This window comes from Rudaea sp. (genome assembly GCF_036560865.1).
GTDB lineage: Bacteria > Pseudomonadota > Gammaproteobacteria > Xanthomonadales > Rhodanobacteraceae > Rudaea.
This window is the reverse complement of the sequence record NZ_DATBQK010000048.1, coordinates 1-13496: the sequence shown is the minus strand read 5'-3', so window position 1 is coordinate 13496 and position 13496 is coordinate 1. Positions and strand designations below refer to the sequence as shown.

Here is a 13496-nt window from a genome sequence, read left to right as displayed (position 1 = left end):
GAGTCAACGCGTGGCTTCGTCCAGCGCGCGGCTGATATTCGCCAGCCCCTGCGTCAGCTCCGCTGTCGTCGGCCAGCCGAAGCCGATGCGCATCAGCGCGCGCTCCTGCTCGAACCAATGGCCGGGTCCGACAAAGGTGGCGTATTTGTCGTTGAGCACACGGTAGAAGGTTTCGATATCGACCCGCGCATCGGCACGGATGCGCGGAAAGCACACTACGCCACCGGCAGGTTGCACCACCTGCAGGCGCGCTTCGCGCGCCAGCCAGTCGAGAGTCAGATCGCGATGACGCACAATCGCCGCGCGGATTGCCGGCAGAAAATTTTCGCGCCGACGAAAATACTGCCAGGCCACCTCCTCGTCGAGCGCGGATCCGCAGATGAAAATCTGCTCCTTCGCCGCGAGCAGGGTATGCATGCGCTCGCTATCCCTGCAGACCAGCCAGCCCAGACGCAAACCAGGCAGACCATAGGTTTTTGAAAGGCTTGCCACACTGATCACGTGCGCTGCGATCGATGCCGCAAGCGGCGGTGGCGACTGGTAGGCCATGTCGCGATAGGTTTCGTCGACCAGCAGAAAGCACCCACGGATGCGTGTGATTTCGATTAATTGGCGCAATTCGCTCTCGCCGAGCATCACGCCGGTCGGGTTGTGCGGGGTGGTGATGCTGACGAGTTTGGTATCCGGCCGGATCATCGCCGCGATGCGCCGCGCGTCGATGCGGAAGCCGTCGTCGAACTTGAGGTCGATGAAATCGATCTCCGCGCCGAGCGTTCGCGGCGTCTCGATATTGGTCGCGTAGTTCGGCCGCAGCACCAGCATGCGCTCGCCGCGTTCGAGCAGGGACGTGGCGACGATGAACAACGCCGACGCCGCACCGACCGTGAGCAGCACGTCGTTCGCGGCGACGGCATAGTCCGCGGCCAGCGCTGCGCGCAAAAACGGGTGACCGCGATGATCGCCGTAGCTCAAGACGAGCGCGCGCAGATCGAGATTCAGATCGGCGAAACGCGCATCGCGGAAAGAACTCTCGGTCAGATTGCACGCGATCTTCGCGTAACCGATCTGCTCGGGCGACTCGATTTCGATCGGCATGCGTTGGTAATCCATCGCGGCGCGCCTGACCTAGCCGAAAAACCAGTAGCAGAGCGCGATCGAGGTGACGATGCCGACGAAATCGGCCAGCAGGGCGCAGCCGACTGTGTGGCGCGCGCGCTGGATGCCGACCGCGCCGAAATACACGGCCAGCACATAGAACGTGGTCTCGGTGCTGCCCTGCACGGTCGCCGCGACCAGCGCGGGAAAACTGTCGACGCCCTGGGTCTTCATCGTCTCGATCAGCAGAGCGCGCGCCGCGCTGCCGGAGAAAGGTTTGGCCAACGCGGTCGGTAGCGCGTCGACGAAACGCGTATCCAGACCGAGGCCCTGCACGGCCAGGCGGATCGCTTCGAGCAGGAAATCCAGCGCACCCGAGGCGCGCAGCACGCCGATCGCACACAGCATTGCGACCAGGTAGGGCAGTAGATCCTTGGCCACATCGAAACCTTGTTTGGCACCGTCGATGAAACTTTCGTAGACCGGCACTTTTTTGACCGCACCGGCGAGCAGGAACAGCAGGATGATCGCGAACATCGCCAGATTGCCCGCTAGCGAGGAGAACGCGGCGAGGGCTGCGGGTGTCATCGAGGCGAGCAGGGCGATGAACGCGGCCAGCAGCAGGGCGAAGCCGCCGAGATAGGCGAGCACGACGCGATTATACAAATGCAATTTTTGCACGAAGGCCACGCTGAGCAGACCGGTCAATGCCGACGCACAGGTCGCCAGCAGGATCGGCAGAAACACCAGGGTCGGATCGTGCGCACCCTGCTGCGCGCGATACATGAAAATCGTCACCGGCAGCAGGACCAGGGACGACGAGTGCAGCACCAGGAACAGAATCTGCGCATCGCTTGCGGTGGTCGGATCCGGATTCAGCGTTTGCAGCTCGCGCATCGCGCGCAGACCCATCGGCGTCGCCGCATTGTCGAGGCCGAGCATGTTGGCGGCAAAGTTCAGGGTGATCAGGCCGATCGCCGGATGTCCGCGCGGCACTCCGGGCATCAGGTGCGCGAACAGCGGCCCGAGCGCACGCGCGAGCAGGTCGATCAGACCGGCAGCTTCCGCGATACGCAGAAAACCCAGCCACAGAGTCAGCGTGCCGAACAGCAGGATCACCACTTCAACCGACAGCCTGGCCATGTCGAACAGCGCGGCGATCATCGCGGCGAACACGGCCGCGTCGCCGCCGATCAGCCAGCGCGCCAGTGCGGCGACCGCGGCAACGAGGAAAAATCCGAGCCAGAGGCGATTGAGCATGCGCTAAGCTTCGATGGCGGGTGGCAAGCATGCCATAGAGCGCGCTATCGGGTCGCGCCGGTTTGACCTCCCGATATTCGAACTCGGCGAACGCCGCCAACAGGTGCTTGAAAGAACGATGCGGATGAGTGAAAAGCCTTTTTCAGCCGCATGCGAGCGCAACCGCGATCCGATTCTTGCGCTGCTGCGCCGGCATTTCGCCGACCGCAGGCAGGCGCTGGAAATCGGCAGCGGCAGCGGCCAGCATGCGGTGCATTTTGCCCACGCGTTGCCGCAGCTGATCTGGCAGTGCTCGGATCGGTCCGAAAATTTGCCGGGCATACGCCTGTGGCTGACCGAGGCAGCCTTGCCGAATACGCCAGCGCCGCTGGACCTGGACGTGGCTGCCGGCAATTGGCCACAAGTTCGCTACGATGCAATCTTCAGCGCGAACACGCTGCATATCATGGGCTGGCCGGAAGTCGTGACGATGTTCGCCGCGCTGCCGGCGATCACTTCCGCGGATGCCAAGCTCGCGATCTACGGCCCGTTCAACTACGACAGAAAGTATACAAGCGCAAGCAATGCCGATTTCGACCGGTCGCTCAAGGCGCGTGCCGCGCATATGGGCATTCGCGATTTCGAACAAGTCGACCGCTTGGCGCAGACGGCGGGTTTCATGCTGCTCGAGGACGCCGCAATGCCGGCCAACAATCGCTGTCTGGTCTGGCAGCACAAATAGGTTTCGACGAAAGCGTCAGGTCGCGTCTTCGTTTTCGCGCCACTCGAAGCGATAGCCCAGACCGTAGATCGAGGCGATCGGGTGGACGCTGAGATCAGCGAGTTTGCGCCGGCGGAATTCGACTGGCGTCAGGACCATAGGCTGGCCGCGCACGCGCGCTGCGCCGCGCGCCAGATTGCAGAAGGATTTTTCCGCGTCCGAAATGATCGTGGTGATTGCCTGATGGTTAGCGCTCGGAGTGTCCCGACTCGTAGTAGTCGCGGCGCGCGAACAGATCGGGCTTGATCAGATCGATGAAGGCGTGGGCCTGTGCGCTGAGGTATTTGCCTTTGCGCACGACCACGCCGTAACTGCGTTGCGGGAAATAGCGGCGCATATTGCGCACGCTAAGGCGTTCGTGATCGGCCGCAGTAATGCAGATGCCGGTCACGATCGAGATGCCCAGACCCATCGCGACGTATTGCTTGATCACTTCCCAGCCGCCGACCTCGATCGCGACGTGATAGGGCACCTTGCGCTGCTGGAACACCAGATCGACCAGACGATACGTGGTCAGGCGCTGCGGCGGCAGGATCAATCCGTACGGCGACAAATCCTCGAGCGCAATGTCTTCCGTCGCCGCCAATACGTGATCGCGCGGCAGGATCAGCATCGGATCGAACCACTGCACCGGCTCATAGGACAGATCGTGCGGTACGTCGAGCATTGAGCCGACCGCGAAATCGACCTGATCCGAACGCAGCAGGGCGAGGCCGTCCTTGCCGGTGACGTTGGCCAGTTGCAGGCGCACGTCGGGATGGCGTTCGCGGTAGTCGCGCACCAGCGGCGGCAGCAGGTACTGGATGGTCGAGGCGCCCGCGGCGATATGGATCTGCTGTGCTTCCATGCCGCGTTGCTGCAGGCGGAATTGGCGGTCGAGATTCTCCATGCCCTCAACCAGCGGCCGCGCGAGGTCGTACAGCAGCTGGCCCTCATGGGTCAGCGCCAGGCGCGGCCGTGTGCGCTCGAGCAGACGCGTGCCGAATTCCGCTTCTAGCGCGGACAGCTGCAAGCTTACCGACGAGGGCGACAGAAACAGCGATTCAGCCGCGCGCGCGACGCTGCCGAACTTGACCGCATAGCAGAAAGCACGCAGTTGCTTGAGGCGGTTGCCCTTGTAGTAGAAGCGCGCCGACCCGGTGCCGCCCGCGCGTTTCGTGCGCGCTTTGCTTTTGCGCCGCCCGACTGGCGTGTTGCGAGTCTTTGTTACAGTCTCATTGCGTTTGTCCATCAGGTTTTTCGCCGTTCATTATTTTCGATTCAATGACTTGCAGATCATTTGACAATGTCAAAGTATTGAATTGAAACATTCAGTTTGTCAAATCGGATCGGCGAGCATAGTCTGCTGCCATGCAACATGCTTTGGGGTAGCGACGGTGACGCTGGGCATCGCACAGACACACGACAAGTGGGCGGCGACGCAGTCGCAGGACAGGCGCGTCAATCTCTTGTCGCAGGTGCCAGCGGATGCTGGCCTCGCCCCGATCACCAAGGCGGATTTTGTCGGTTGCGTCGATCGCTGCGTGCGTCTGCTGGTTGTCGAATCGAAGGCGGCGATTGCGATGCTTGAGTCGGCGCAGGCGCAGCTGCGCGGCTGGCTGTACAGCAAGACGCAGGCGCTGGACGACGGCACGCTCGTCGACTTCGCCCTGTTCGATGCCGCGATCCTGAGCATCGAAGAACGCTGGCCGCAGAGCGGTGCGCAGGGCCAGGCCCATCTGCTGCATGCCTCGCGTCTGCTCGCCGAATCGGTGTACGCGAAAACCTGAAAACGCCGAACGCTGCGGCGTCCGGAATCGCAATTCCGGGCTTCGCCGTCGCCGCTACCCTTCACCAAGACCCTTTCCTGACCGTATCAAGGAACCGAAATGAAAGCCTCTTTGCCCACCGCCGAACAGATCAAGCTCGACTGGACCAACAACCCGCGCTGGGCCGGCATCAAGCGCAACTACACGGCCGAGGATGTCGTGCGTCTGCGCGGCACGGTCGCGGTCGAGCACTCGCTCGCGCGTCTGGGCGCGGAGAAATTGTGGCGCTCGCTGCACAGCGAAGACTTCGTCAATGCGCTCGGCGCGTTGACCGGCAATCAAGCCATGCAGCAGGTCAAGGCCGGGCTCAAGGCGATTTACCTCTCGGGCTGGCAAGTCGCGGCGGACGCGAACCTCGCCGGTCAGATGTATCCGGATCAGTCCCTGTATCCGTCCGATTCGGTGCCCGCTGTGGTCAGGCGCATCAACAACGCGCTGCTGCGTGCCGACCAGCTGTATCACGCCGAGGGCGACGACAGCATCGACTTTCTGCAGCCGATCGTGGCCGACGCCGAGGCCGGTTTCGGCGGCGTGCTCAATGCGTTCGAGCTGATGAAGGCGATGATCGAAGCAGGTGCTGCGGGTGTGCACTTCGAGGATCAACTCGCCTCGGTGAAAAAATGCGGGCATATGGGTGGCAAGGTGCTGGTGCCGACGCGTGAAGCGGTCGAGAAGCTCAATGCCGCACGCCTCGCCGCCGATGTGTGCGGTGTGCCGACCCTGGTCGTCGCGCGCACCGATGCGGAAGCCGCCGATCTGCTGACCAGCGATGTCGATGCGAACGACAAACCGTTTGTGATCGGCGAGCGTACCGTCGAAGGTTTCTACAAGACCAAGAACGGCCTGGATCAGGCGATCAGTCGCGGCCTGGCTTATGCGCCGTACGCCGATCTGGTCTGGTGTGAAACCGGCAAGCCTGATCTGGTGTTCGCCAAGCAGTTCGCCGACGCGATCCATGCGAAGTTCCCGGGCAAAATGCTCGCCTACAATTGCTCGCCAAGCTTCAACTGGAAGAAAAATCTCGACGATGCGACGATCGCAAAATTCCAATCGGTAATCGCCGGCTACGGCTACAAATTCCAGTTCATCACCCTGGCCGGTTTCCATGCGCTCAACTACTCCATGTTCAATCTCGCGCACGGCTATGCGCGTCGCCAGATGAGCGCCTTCGTCGAGTTGCAGGAAGCCGAGTTCGCCGCGGCCGACAGGGGCTTCACCGCGGTCAAGCACCAGCGCGAAGTCGGCACCGGTTATTTCGATGCGGTGACGCAGACGATCCAGCAGGGCCAATCCTCGACTACCGCGCTCAAGGGTTCGACCGAGGAAGAGCAATTTCACCCGCACGCGTCGGCGGCCTGACACACGCCGGGCTGAATCGCAAAAGCGGCGATGGAAACGTTTTCATCGCCGCTCGCCGCAGATGCCGGCAAGAAGCGGCTTTTTCGCGTAAGATAACGACGTCTACACATAACTCTTCGCAAAGGAAAAGTCGTGTCGTCGTCACCGTCCCAGCCCGCGTCGGAGGCTGCCGAAGCCCTCGCTGCCGCCGATGACCGGCCGCTCGGAGGCAGGCTGGCACGCCAGCTCTCCGATGCCGAATTTGCCTTGTTCTGCGCGGTCGGTGTGCCGCGCGAGCTGACCCGCGGTGAGACGATCTTCCGCAAGGGCGAACACGGCCGCAGCATGTTCGTGATCGAGAGCGGGGAAATCGATCTCGAATTCGGCGATGGCCTGGCGAACAAGCAGCTCGGGCCGCGCGAGTTTCTCGGCGAGCTGGCCTTGTTCATCGGCAATCACGCGCGCGTGGCAAGCGCGATAGCGACCGAGCCGAGCAGCCTGCGCGTCATCGACCATATCGTGTTCGAGGCCGTTCTCGAGAAAGAGCCGCTGCTGCTCGCGCAATTCATGCGCCGCTCGTTCGCCTATCTCGTCGCCAGCGAACAGCAGCTGATCACCTATCTCAAGCGCCGCAACGAGGATCTAATCTCCACCCTGCACTCGCTGCGTCAGACGCAGACGCAGTTGTCCACCGCGAGCAGTCTGATCTGCACCGACGAATTGACCGGCTTGAACAATCGTCGCGGCCTATACCAGTTCCTCGCGGGCGCGCAGCGCGCGGCCGGGACACGCCTTGCGCTGTTCCTCGTCGATGTGGACGAGTTCAAGAAAATCAACGATGAGCACGGCCATCTGGTCGGCGACCATGCGCTCACCCTGGTTGCGCGCGAGTTGCGCAACTGCATCGGCCCTGCCGACCTATGCTGCCGTCTGGGCGGCGACGAATTCGCCGTGCTCATCCAGCTTCCGCACCGGGAAGATCCCGGAAAGCACGCCGCCGAGATCGCCGCCGCGGTGCGCGCGCGGCGCCTGCCTGCACCCCACGAAACGCTGTCGATCTCGGTCAGCGTCGGCGCGAGCCTGTGCGACGAGCATACCGACTGGTCGACGTGGTACAGCATCGCCGATCGCGCGCTGTACGCGGCCAAAGGCGACGGCGGCGACGGCTGGCGGCTGGGTTTCTAGCGCGCGCCGCCGAGCCTACCTAGCCAGCCCGCGCGGTTTCGCGCACAATGACTGTTGGAGTTGACTGCGCTCAACGCGGTGTGGGCGGCGGAGTCGCCGGGGCCGCGCTAGGATTCACGAGCAAGTCGTGGGTGAACCGCGAACCTGTGGAAAGTTGGGGCTCGCCTCGTGCTCACCTCAACTTGCGAACCGGCGCGTCAGGCGAGCCTCAACGGCAGTTTGCGCAAACGCTGGCCGGTTGCGGCGAACACCGCATTGGCGACGGCGGGCGCGATCGGCGGCGTTCCCGGTTCGCCGCAGCCGCCCATCTTGTCGGTGCTTGGCACGATATGCACTTCCACGTGCGGCATTTCGTTGAGACGCAGCACGGTATAATTGTGGAAATTGCTCTGCTCGATCTTGCCGTCCTTCAAGGTGAGTTCGGAGTGCAGCGCCGCGCCCAGACCGAACGCGATGCCCGACTGCATCTGCGCCTCCACCGTGAGCGGGTTGACCACGGGGCCGCAGTCGATCGCGCAGACCACGCGATGCACCTTGATCTGCTTGTTGGCAACCGACACTTCGGCAATCTGCGCGACATAGCTGCCGAACGACTGATGCACGGCGATGCCCGCTGCGTGACCTTTCGCCAGCGGCTTGCCCCAGCCGAATTTCTGCGCAGCCAGATCGAGCGCGAGGCGTTCGCGTGATTTTTCCGGCAGCAGCGCGCGGCGATATGTCAGCGGATCCTGCTTTGCCGCATGCGCAAGCTCGTCGAGGAAACTCTCGACGACGAAGGCCGTGTGCGAATGCCCGACCGAGCGCCACCAGAGCACCGAAATCGGGCTGCTCGGCGAATGCAGATCAACGCGATGCGCCGGAATATTTTCCAGATACGGTGCGTCCGCCGCACCTTCGACCGAGGTCGCGTCGATGCCGTCCTTGATCATCATCGGCGCGAACGGCGTGCCGGCAATGATCGACTGGCCGACGATCGTATGCGACCACGCCGCGGGCTTGCCGTCCTTGCCCAGCGTCGCGCGCAGCTTCGACAGCCACATCGGCCGGTAGTAACCGCCGTGGATATCGTCTTCGCGCGTCCATACCACTTTCACCGTCTTGCCCGACGCCTTGGCGACCTGCACCGCTTCGGTCACATAATCGCTGGTCGGGTTCGCGCGCCGGCCGAAGCCGCCGCCGAGAAACATCGTGTGGATGCGCACCTGCTCGGGCTTGAGGCCGAGGATTTTCGCCGACAGGTTCTGATCCATCGTCTGGAACTGCGTGCCGGTATAGATGTCCGCGCCATCTTTGCCGATCTCGACTGTGCAGTTTTCCGGCTCCATCGGCGCGTGCGCGAGGAACGGCACTTCGTATTCGGATTCAATGACCTTAGTGCCCTTGAACGCTGCATCGACATCGCCCGCCTGCTTGGCCACGGTGCCAAGCGTCTGCGCCTGCTTGCGATAGTCCTCGCGCAGGCCTGTGGTCGAAATCGTCGCACCCGTGCCGAGATCCCAATCGATCGTCAGCGCATCGCGGCCCTGTTTGGCCGCCCAGAAGTGCTTGGCCAAAACAGCGACGCCGCTGGGCACCTGCACCACTTCGACCACGCCGGCGATGGATTTTGCCTTCGCGGCATCGAAGGATTTGACCTTGGCACCGAACACCGGCGCGCGCGCGACCACGGCGATCAGCATGTTCGGTCGCTTCACGTCGATGCCGAATTCGGCCGTGCCGGTGACCTTGGCCTTGCTGTCCAGACGCTGCGTCGGCTTGCCGATCAGGGTGAATTCTTCGATGCCCTTGAGCTTGACCGCATCGGGCATCGGCAACTTCGCTGCCGCCTCGGCCAGCTCGCCGTAGCTCGCCTTGTTCGCGCCGCACATCACAAAGCCTTTTTCGGTGTGGCAGTCCGCTGCCTGCGTCTTCCACTTTTGCGCAGCCGCGGCGATCAACAGCGCACGCGCGGTCGCGCCGGCGTGGCGCAGCTGATCGAACGATTCCCAAGTGCTGGTCGAGCCGCCGGTCATCTGGATGCCAAACACGGTGTGTGCATACTCGGGCGCAGCAGGCGCGTGTTCGACGTGTATCTTCGACCAATCGCAGTCGAGCTCTTCGGCGATGACCATCGGTATCGACGTCCATACGCCCTGGCCCATTTCCGAGTGCTTGAGCAACACCGTGACCGTGTCGTCCAGCGCAATGCGCACGAACGCATTCGGTGGAATCGGCGCAGGTTTCTTCGCTGCGTCCTGCGCAAACGCACGGCGCATGCCGGGCGGCATAAAGCACGCGACGACCAGACCTGCGGACAGCGTCGCGCCAGTCTTCAAGAAGTCGCGCCGCTTCACTTTCAAGTCCTCCGTTGCGAGACGAGGCTTCGCGCTCAAGCCCTCCCCTTCAAGGGGAGGGTTGGGTGGGGATGGTGTGTGAGCGACGTTTGAAGCATCGGCCACGACCCCGGAAAAATTCATGCCTTCACGCCACATGGCCGGCCTCCTCGATTGAACCCGCCACCTTGATCAATTCGGCCGCGCGATGCACGCCGGCACGAATGCGCTGGTAAGTGCCGCAGCGGCAGATATTGCCGCTCATCGCCGCGTCGATGTCGGCATCGCTCGGCGCGGGCTTCTGTTTGAGCAAGGCGGCCGCGGCCATGACCTGGCCGGACTGGCAATAGCCGCATTGCACGACGTCGGCCTCGATCCACGCGCGCTGCACCGGATGGCTGCCGTCGCTCGATAGCCCTTCGATCGTGGTGATCTGCTTGCCGGTCAGCGCACTCGCGGGTGTGACGCAGGAGCGAATCGCCGCGCCATCCACGTGCACGGTGCAGGCGCCACATTGCGCCATGCCGCAACCGAATTTGGTGCCGGTCAATCCGATCACGTCGCGCAGCACCCATAACAGCGGCATATCGGCGGGCGCATCGACTTCATGGTCGTGCCCGTTGATCGAAAGTTTCATGCGACACCTCGCTGATGAATGGTTGACTGCGAACCTCGTCGAGATTACTCCGCGAAAATTACCGAATCCAGCGCGCGGTGATTAAAAAGTTGCCAAGAACAAGCAACAACCATCCACAGGATCAGGCCAATAGCGCGAGATCGCCAGGGCGGTCGAGATCCAGGGCGAGTGCCTCGTTGGCGATCGCGATAACCTGATCGCGCCGCGCTGCCAGCAGATCGCGCGCGCCGCGATCGCCCTCCAGGGTCTGCAGGTCCGCGAACCACGCTCGCGGCAGCAGAGCCGGCACGCCGAGATGGCCGACATAAAGCGACGCGGCGGCGCACAAAGGTTGCGGTCGCCACGCGGCACACAGGGATTCGAGGTGCGCCGCTTCGAGATGCGGCTGGTCGCAGAGCACGATCAGTGCGCCGATGCACGTGGAAGACAGCGCCGCAATGCCCGCGCGCAGGGAAGCGCCCATGCCAGCCTGCCAATCCGCGCAATCGACGCGGCGCAAAGGCAAATCTTGCACTTGTGTAAAAATGGAATCGGCCTGTGCACCAAGCACGATCACCGCATCGCCCGGCGCGGTCGCCATAGCAGCACGTGCCGCACGCCACACCAGCGTCTCGCCGCGATAGATCAGCAATTGCTTCGTTTCACCCAAGCGCGTGGAACTGCCGGCGGCCAGCAGCACAACGCCGTGCACGGCGCGAGTATCCATCGCTGCTGTCGGCATGTTGCTAAGCAGCCGCAGAGACTGCCGCGGATCCGCGCGTCGAGAAATATTGCTGCAGCTCGGCCGCGATCGCGAGTGCGATCGTTTCGGCACCGTGGCCGCCCAGGTCGAGGCCGACCGGCGCGTGCAGGCGCGCACGCAGGCGCTGCGCAGTTGCCGTGTCGAGTTCGCCGAGCAGTGCATCGCGGCGCGCGGAGGGTCCGAGCAGGCCGATATAGCCCGCGTCGCTGTCCGCGCAGTAGCGCAAATGCGCAAGATCGATCGCGTAGTTATGACTCATCACGATGATCGCGTCGGCGTGTTTGTCGCCGAGTTCTGTCGCCGCGACTTCCGGTGTCAGATCGAGTAGGTGATCGACGCGTGCCGCCAGCGCGAACGCGGCCCAGCGACCACGATGCTCGACCGCAGTGACGAACCAGCCCATGCGCTGCGCAATGGCCGTCAGTGACGGGGTTTCGGGCCCGGCGCCGAGCAGCAGCAGGCGCGGCGGTGGATCTATGCGCAAGGTCAAGTTGGGCGCCACCGCTGCATTGCTGGCGCGGCCCGTTGCATCCCAGCGCAGCTCAGCTGGTGACGCGATGGATTCTGGAGCAAACCTGGCGATGCCTGCACCGGTGTCCGCGCCGGACGTGGTCAGCGCCAGATCGACAGCGACGCCTTGCTCGAGTGCGCCGAACAGCGCGCGCGCCAGCGGTCCCTGCGGCGGCAGCGGCAGCAACAGCAGGTGCACGCGGCCGCGGCAGCCGATGCCGCTGCCAAACAACAGGTCGTCGTCGCCGCGCGTATCGAAATCGACGGCCGCTGCGTGTGCGCTCGCATGGACTTCGCGAGCGGCGTGTTCGAGCGCGGGTTCGAGACAGCCGCCGCTGATCACGCCGTGACGCAAGCCGGTCGCATCGAGCAACACGAGCGCGCCCGGTTTCTGGTACGTGGAGCCATCGGTGGCGATGACCACGCCGAGCACGGCGAGCGCGTCGCGCGTGTGGATGCGCCACAAGGTATCGAGCAGGCCGCGCAGGCCGCCACAGGTTCGCCGGGTCTCGCTCAATTCCATCGCACTCGCATCGTTGGTGGGACGAGCGGCAATGGTAACGCCTGCGCCGGTCGCAAGCGTCAATCAGCTGCGTGCGGAGAGTCGGCGGTACTGGATCGCCTCGCTCAAGTGCGGCGTTTCGATCTGCGCGCAAGCGGCCAGATCGGCGATCGTGCGCGCGACGCGCAGGATGCGATGGTAGGCGCGCGCGGACAGGCCGAGCTTGTCCAGTGCGCGTTCGAGCAGGGCGCGGTCGCGTGCCGACAGCGCACAGTCGCGCTGCACCTCGCGATGCTTGAGCGCGGCATTGGCCTTGCCTGCGCGTTGCATTTGCAGCTGGCGCGCCGCGAGCACACGCTCACGCACGTTCGCGCTCGATTCGCCGGCCTGACCGGCGCTGCCCAGTTCCACCAGCGGTACGCGTGGCACTTCGATCTGCAGATCGATGCGGTCGAGCAACGGGCCGGAAATGCGTGCACGGTAGCGGCGTATCGCGTCTGGCGTGCACGCGCAGCGGCCCGAGGCATCGCCGGCATAGCCGCACGGGCACGGATTCATTGCCGCGACCAGTTGGAATGCGGCGGGAAATTCGGCCTGACGTGCGGCGCGCGAAATCGCGATGCGTCCGGATTCGAGCGGTTCGCGCAAAACCTCGAGCACGTGCCGATCGAACTCGGGCAATTCATCGAGAAACAACACGCCGTGATGCGCGAGCGAAATCTCGCCAGGCCGCGGCTGCGAGCCGCCACCAACCAGCGCGACCGCCGATGCCGTGTGGTGAGGCGCGCGAAATGCGCGAAGTTTCCAGCTCGCCGCGTCGATGCCATGGCCCGCAACGGAACGCACCGCGGCGAGTTCGAGTGCTTCTTCTTCTTCGAGCGGCGGCAGGATTCCGGCAAGCCGGCTCGCCAGCATCGTCTTGCCGGTTCCGGGCGGCCCGACCAAAAGAAGATGATGGGCTCCAGCCGCGGCGATCTCGAGCGCCCGGCGCGCCTGAGCCTGGCCGCGCACGTCGGAAAGATCCGGCACGTGCGCGATCGAATGTTGCCCCATGGATTCGATCGCCTCTGCGCGCGGCAATTCGCAACGCCCGGCGAGATGCGCACACACCGCCAGCAGCGAGTCGGCGATGCGCACGTCGGCGTCGCGTGCGAGCGCAGCCTCGTTGCCGTTGCCGCGAGGTACGACCATGCGGCGTCCGGCTTCGGCCGCATGCAGCACCGCCGGCAGCACGCCGTGCACGGATCGCAGTTCACCCGAGAGCGCGAGCTCGCCGATGAATTCGTGCGCGGCGAGCGCCTCGCGCGGGATGCAGCCGTTCGCAGCGAGAATACCGAGCGCGATCGG

At 63.9% G+C, this 13496-nt stretch carries 13 protein-coding genes; 4 read left to right on the top strand and 9 right to left on the bottom strand.

The features are described 5' to 3' along the window. Positions 1–3: 3 nt before the first annotated feature. Positions 4–1110 carry a pyridoxal phosphate-dependent aminotransferase gene (locus VIE67_RS05585; protein WP_332024105.1) on the bottom strand — a complete coding sequence of 369 codons (1107 nt, stop codon included), beginning with the start codon at positions 1108–1110 and terminating at the stop codon, positions 4–6. Between the two features lie 15 nt (positions 1111–1125). Beyond that, positions 1126–2355: a spore maturation protein gene (locus VIE67_RS05580; protein ID WP_332024103.1), complete on the bottom strand. Its 1230-nt coding sequence runs from the start codon at positions 2353–2355 to the stop codon at positions 1126–1128. 124 nt (positions 2356–2479) lie between these two features. Between VIE67_RS05580 and VIE67_RS05575 the strand changes: the two genes are divergently transcribed. Further along, complete coding sequence (locus VIE67_RS05575) at positions 2480–3076, top strand: DUF938 domain-containing protein (protein ID WP_332024101.1); 597 nt, start codon at positions 2480–2482, stop codon at positions 3074–3076. A gap of 15 nt (positions 3077–3091) precedes the next feature. Here VIE67_RS05575 and VIE67_RS05570 read toward each other — a convergent pair whose 3' ends face one another. After that, positions 3092–3229, bottom strand: coding sequence for a hypothetical protein (locus tag VIE67_RS05570; RefSeq protein WP_332024099.1), 138 nt, complete (start codon positions 3227–3229; stop codon positions 3092–3094). A gap of 73 nt (positions 3230–3302) precedes the next feature. Then, a complete protein-coding gene (locus VIE67_RS05565; protein ID WP_332024097.1) occupies positions 3303–4346 on the bottom strand; it encodes a LysR family transcriptional regulator in 1044 nt (347 codons plus the stop codon). A 145-nt stretch (positions 4347–4491) separates the two neighbouring features. On the opposite strand from VIE67_RS05565, the gene VIE67_RS05560 reads away from it, so the two are divergent. From VIE67_RS05560 to VIE67_RS05550, 3 genes are all read left to right on the top strand, one after another. Beyond that, on the top strand, positions 4492–4884 hold the full coding sequence (locus tag VIE67_RS05560; RefSeq protein WP_332024095.1) for a hypothetical protein: 393 nt from the start codon (positions 4492–4494) through the stop codon (positions 4882–4884). 99 nt (positions 4885–4983) lie between these two features. Beyond that, positions 4984–6282 carry an isocitrate lyase gene (aceA, locus tag VIE67_RS05555; RefSeq protein ID WP_332024093.1) on the top strand — a complete coding sequence of 433 codons (1299 nt, stop codon included), beginning with the start codon at positions 4984–4986 and terminating at the stop codon, positions 6280–6282. Between the two features lie 132 nt (positions 6283–6414). Then, the gene (locus tag VIE67_RS05550; protein ID WP_332024091.1) at positions 6415–7446 is read left to right on the top strand and encodes a GGDEF domain-containing protein; all 1032 of its coding nucleotides are present in this window, start codon (positions 6415–6417) and stop codon (positions 7444–7446) included. A gap of 197 nt (positions 7447–7643) precedes the next feature. Here the strand turns inward: VIE67_RS05550 and VIE67_RS05545 are convergent, their stop codons facing one another. The 5 genes from VIE67_RS05545 to VIE67_RS05525 all read right to left on the bottom strand — a co-directional run. Continuing rightward, positions 7644–9779 carry a xanthine dehydrogenase family protein molybdopterin-binding subunit gene (locus tag VIE67_RS05545; RefSeq protein ID WP_332024089.1) on the bottom strand — a complete coding sequence of 712 codons (2136 nt, stop codon included), beginning with the start codon at positions 9777–9779 and terminating at the stop codon, positions 7644–7646. Between the two features lie 127 nt (positions 9780–9906). Beyond that, positions 9907–10395, bottom strand: a complete 489-nt coding sequence (locus VIE67_RS05540) for a (2Fe-2S)-binding protein (RefSeq protein WP_332024087.1) — start codon at positions 10393–10395, stop codon at positions 9907–9909. A 121-nt stretch (positions 10396–10516) separates the two neighbouring features. Continuing rightward, positions 10517–11101 carry a nucleotidyltransferase family protein gene (locus VIE67_RS05535; protein WP_332024085.1) on the bottom strand — a complete coding sequence of 195 codons (585 nt, stop codon included), beginning with the start codon at positions 11099–11101 and terminating at the stop codon, positions 10517–10519. A gap of 19 nt (positions 11102–11120) precedes the next feature. Further along, the gene (locus VIE67_RS05530; protein WP_332024083.1) at positions 11121–12170 is read right to left on the bottom strand and encodes an XdhC family protein; all 1050 of its coding nucleotides are present in this window, start codon (positions 12168–12170) and stop codon (positions 11121–11123) included. Positions 12171–12233: 63 nt separating this feature from the next. After that, the coding region (locus VIE67_RS05525) for a YifB family Mg chelatase-like AAA ATPase (protein ID WP_332024081.1) at positions 12234–13496 on the bottom strand (1263 nt) is incomplete at its 5' end.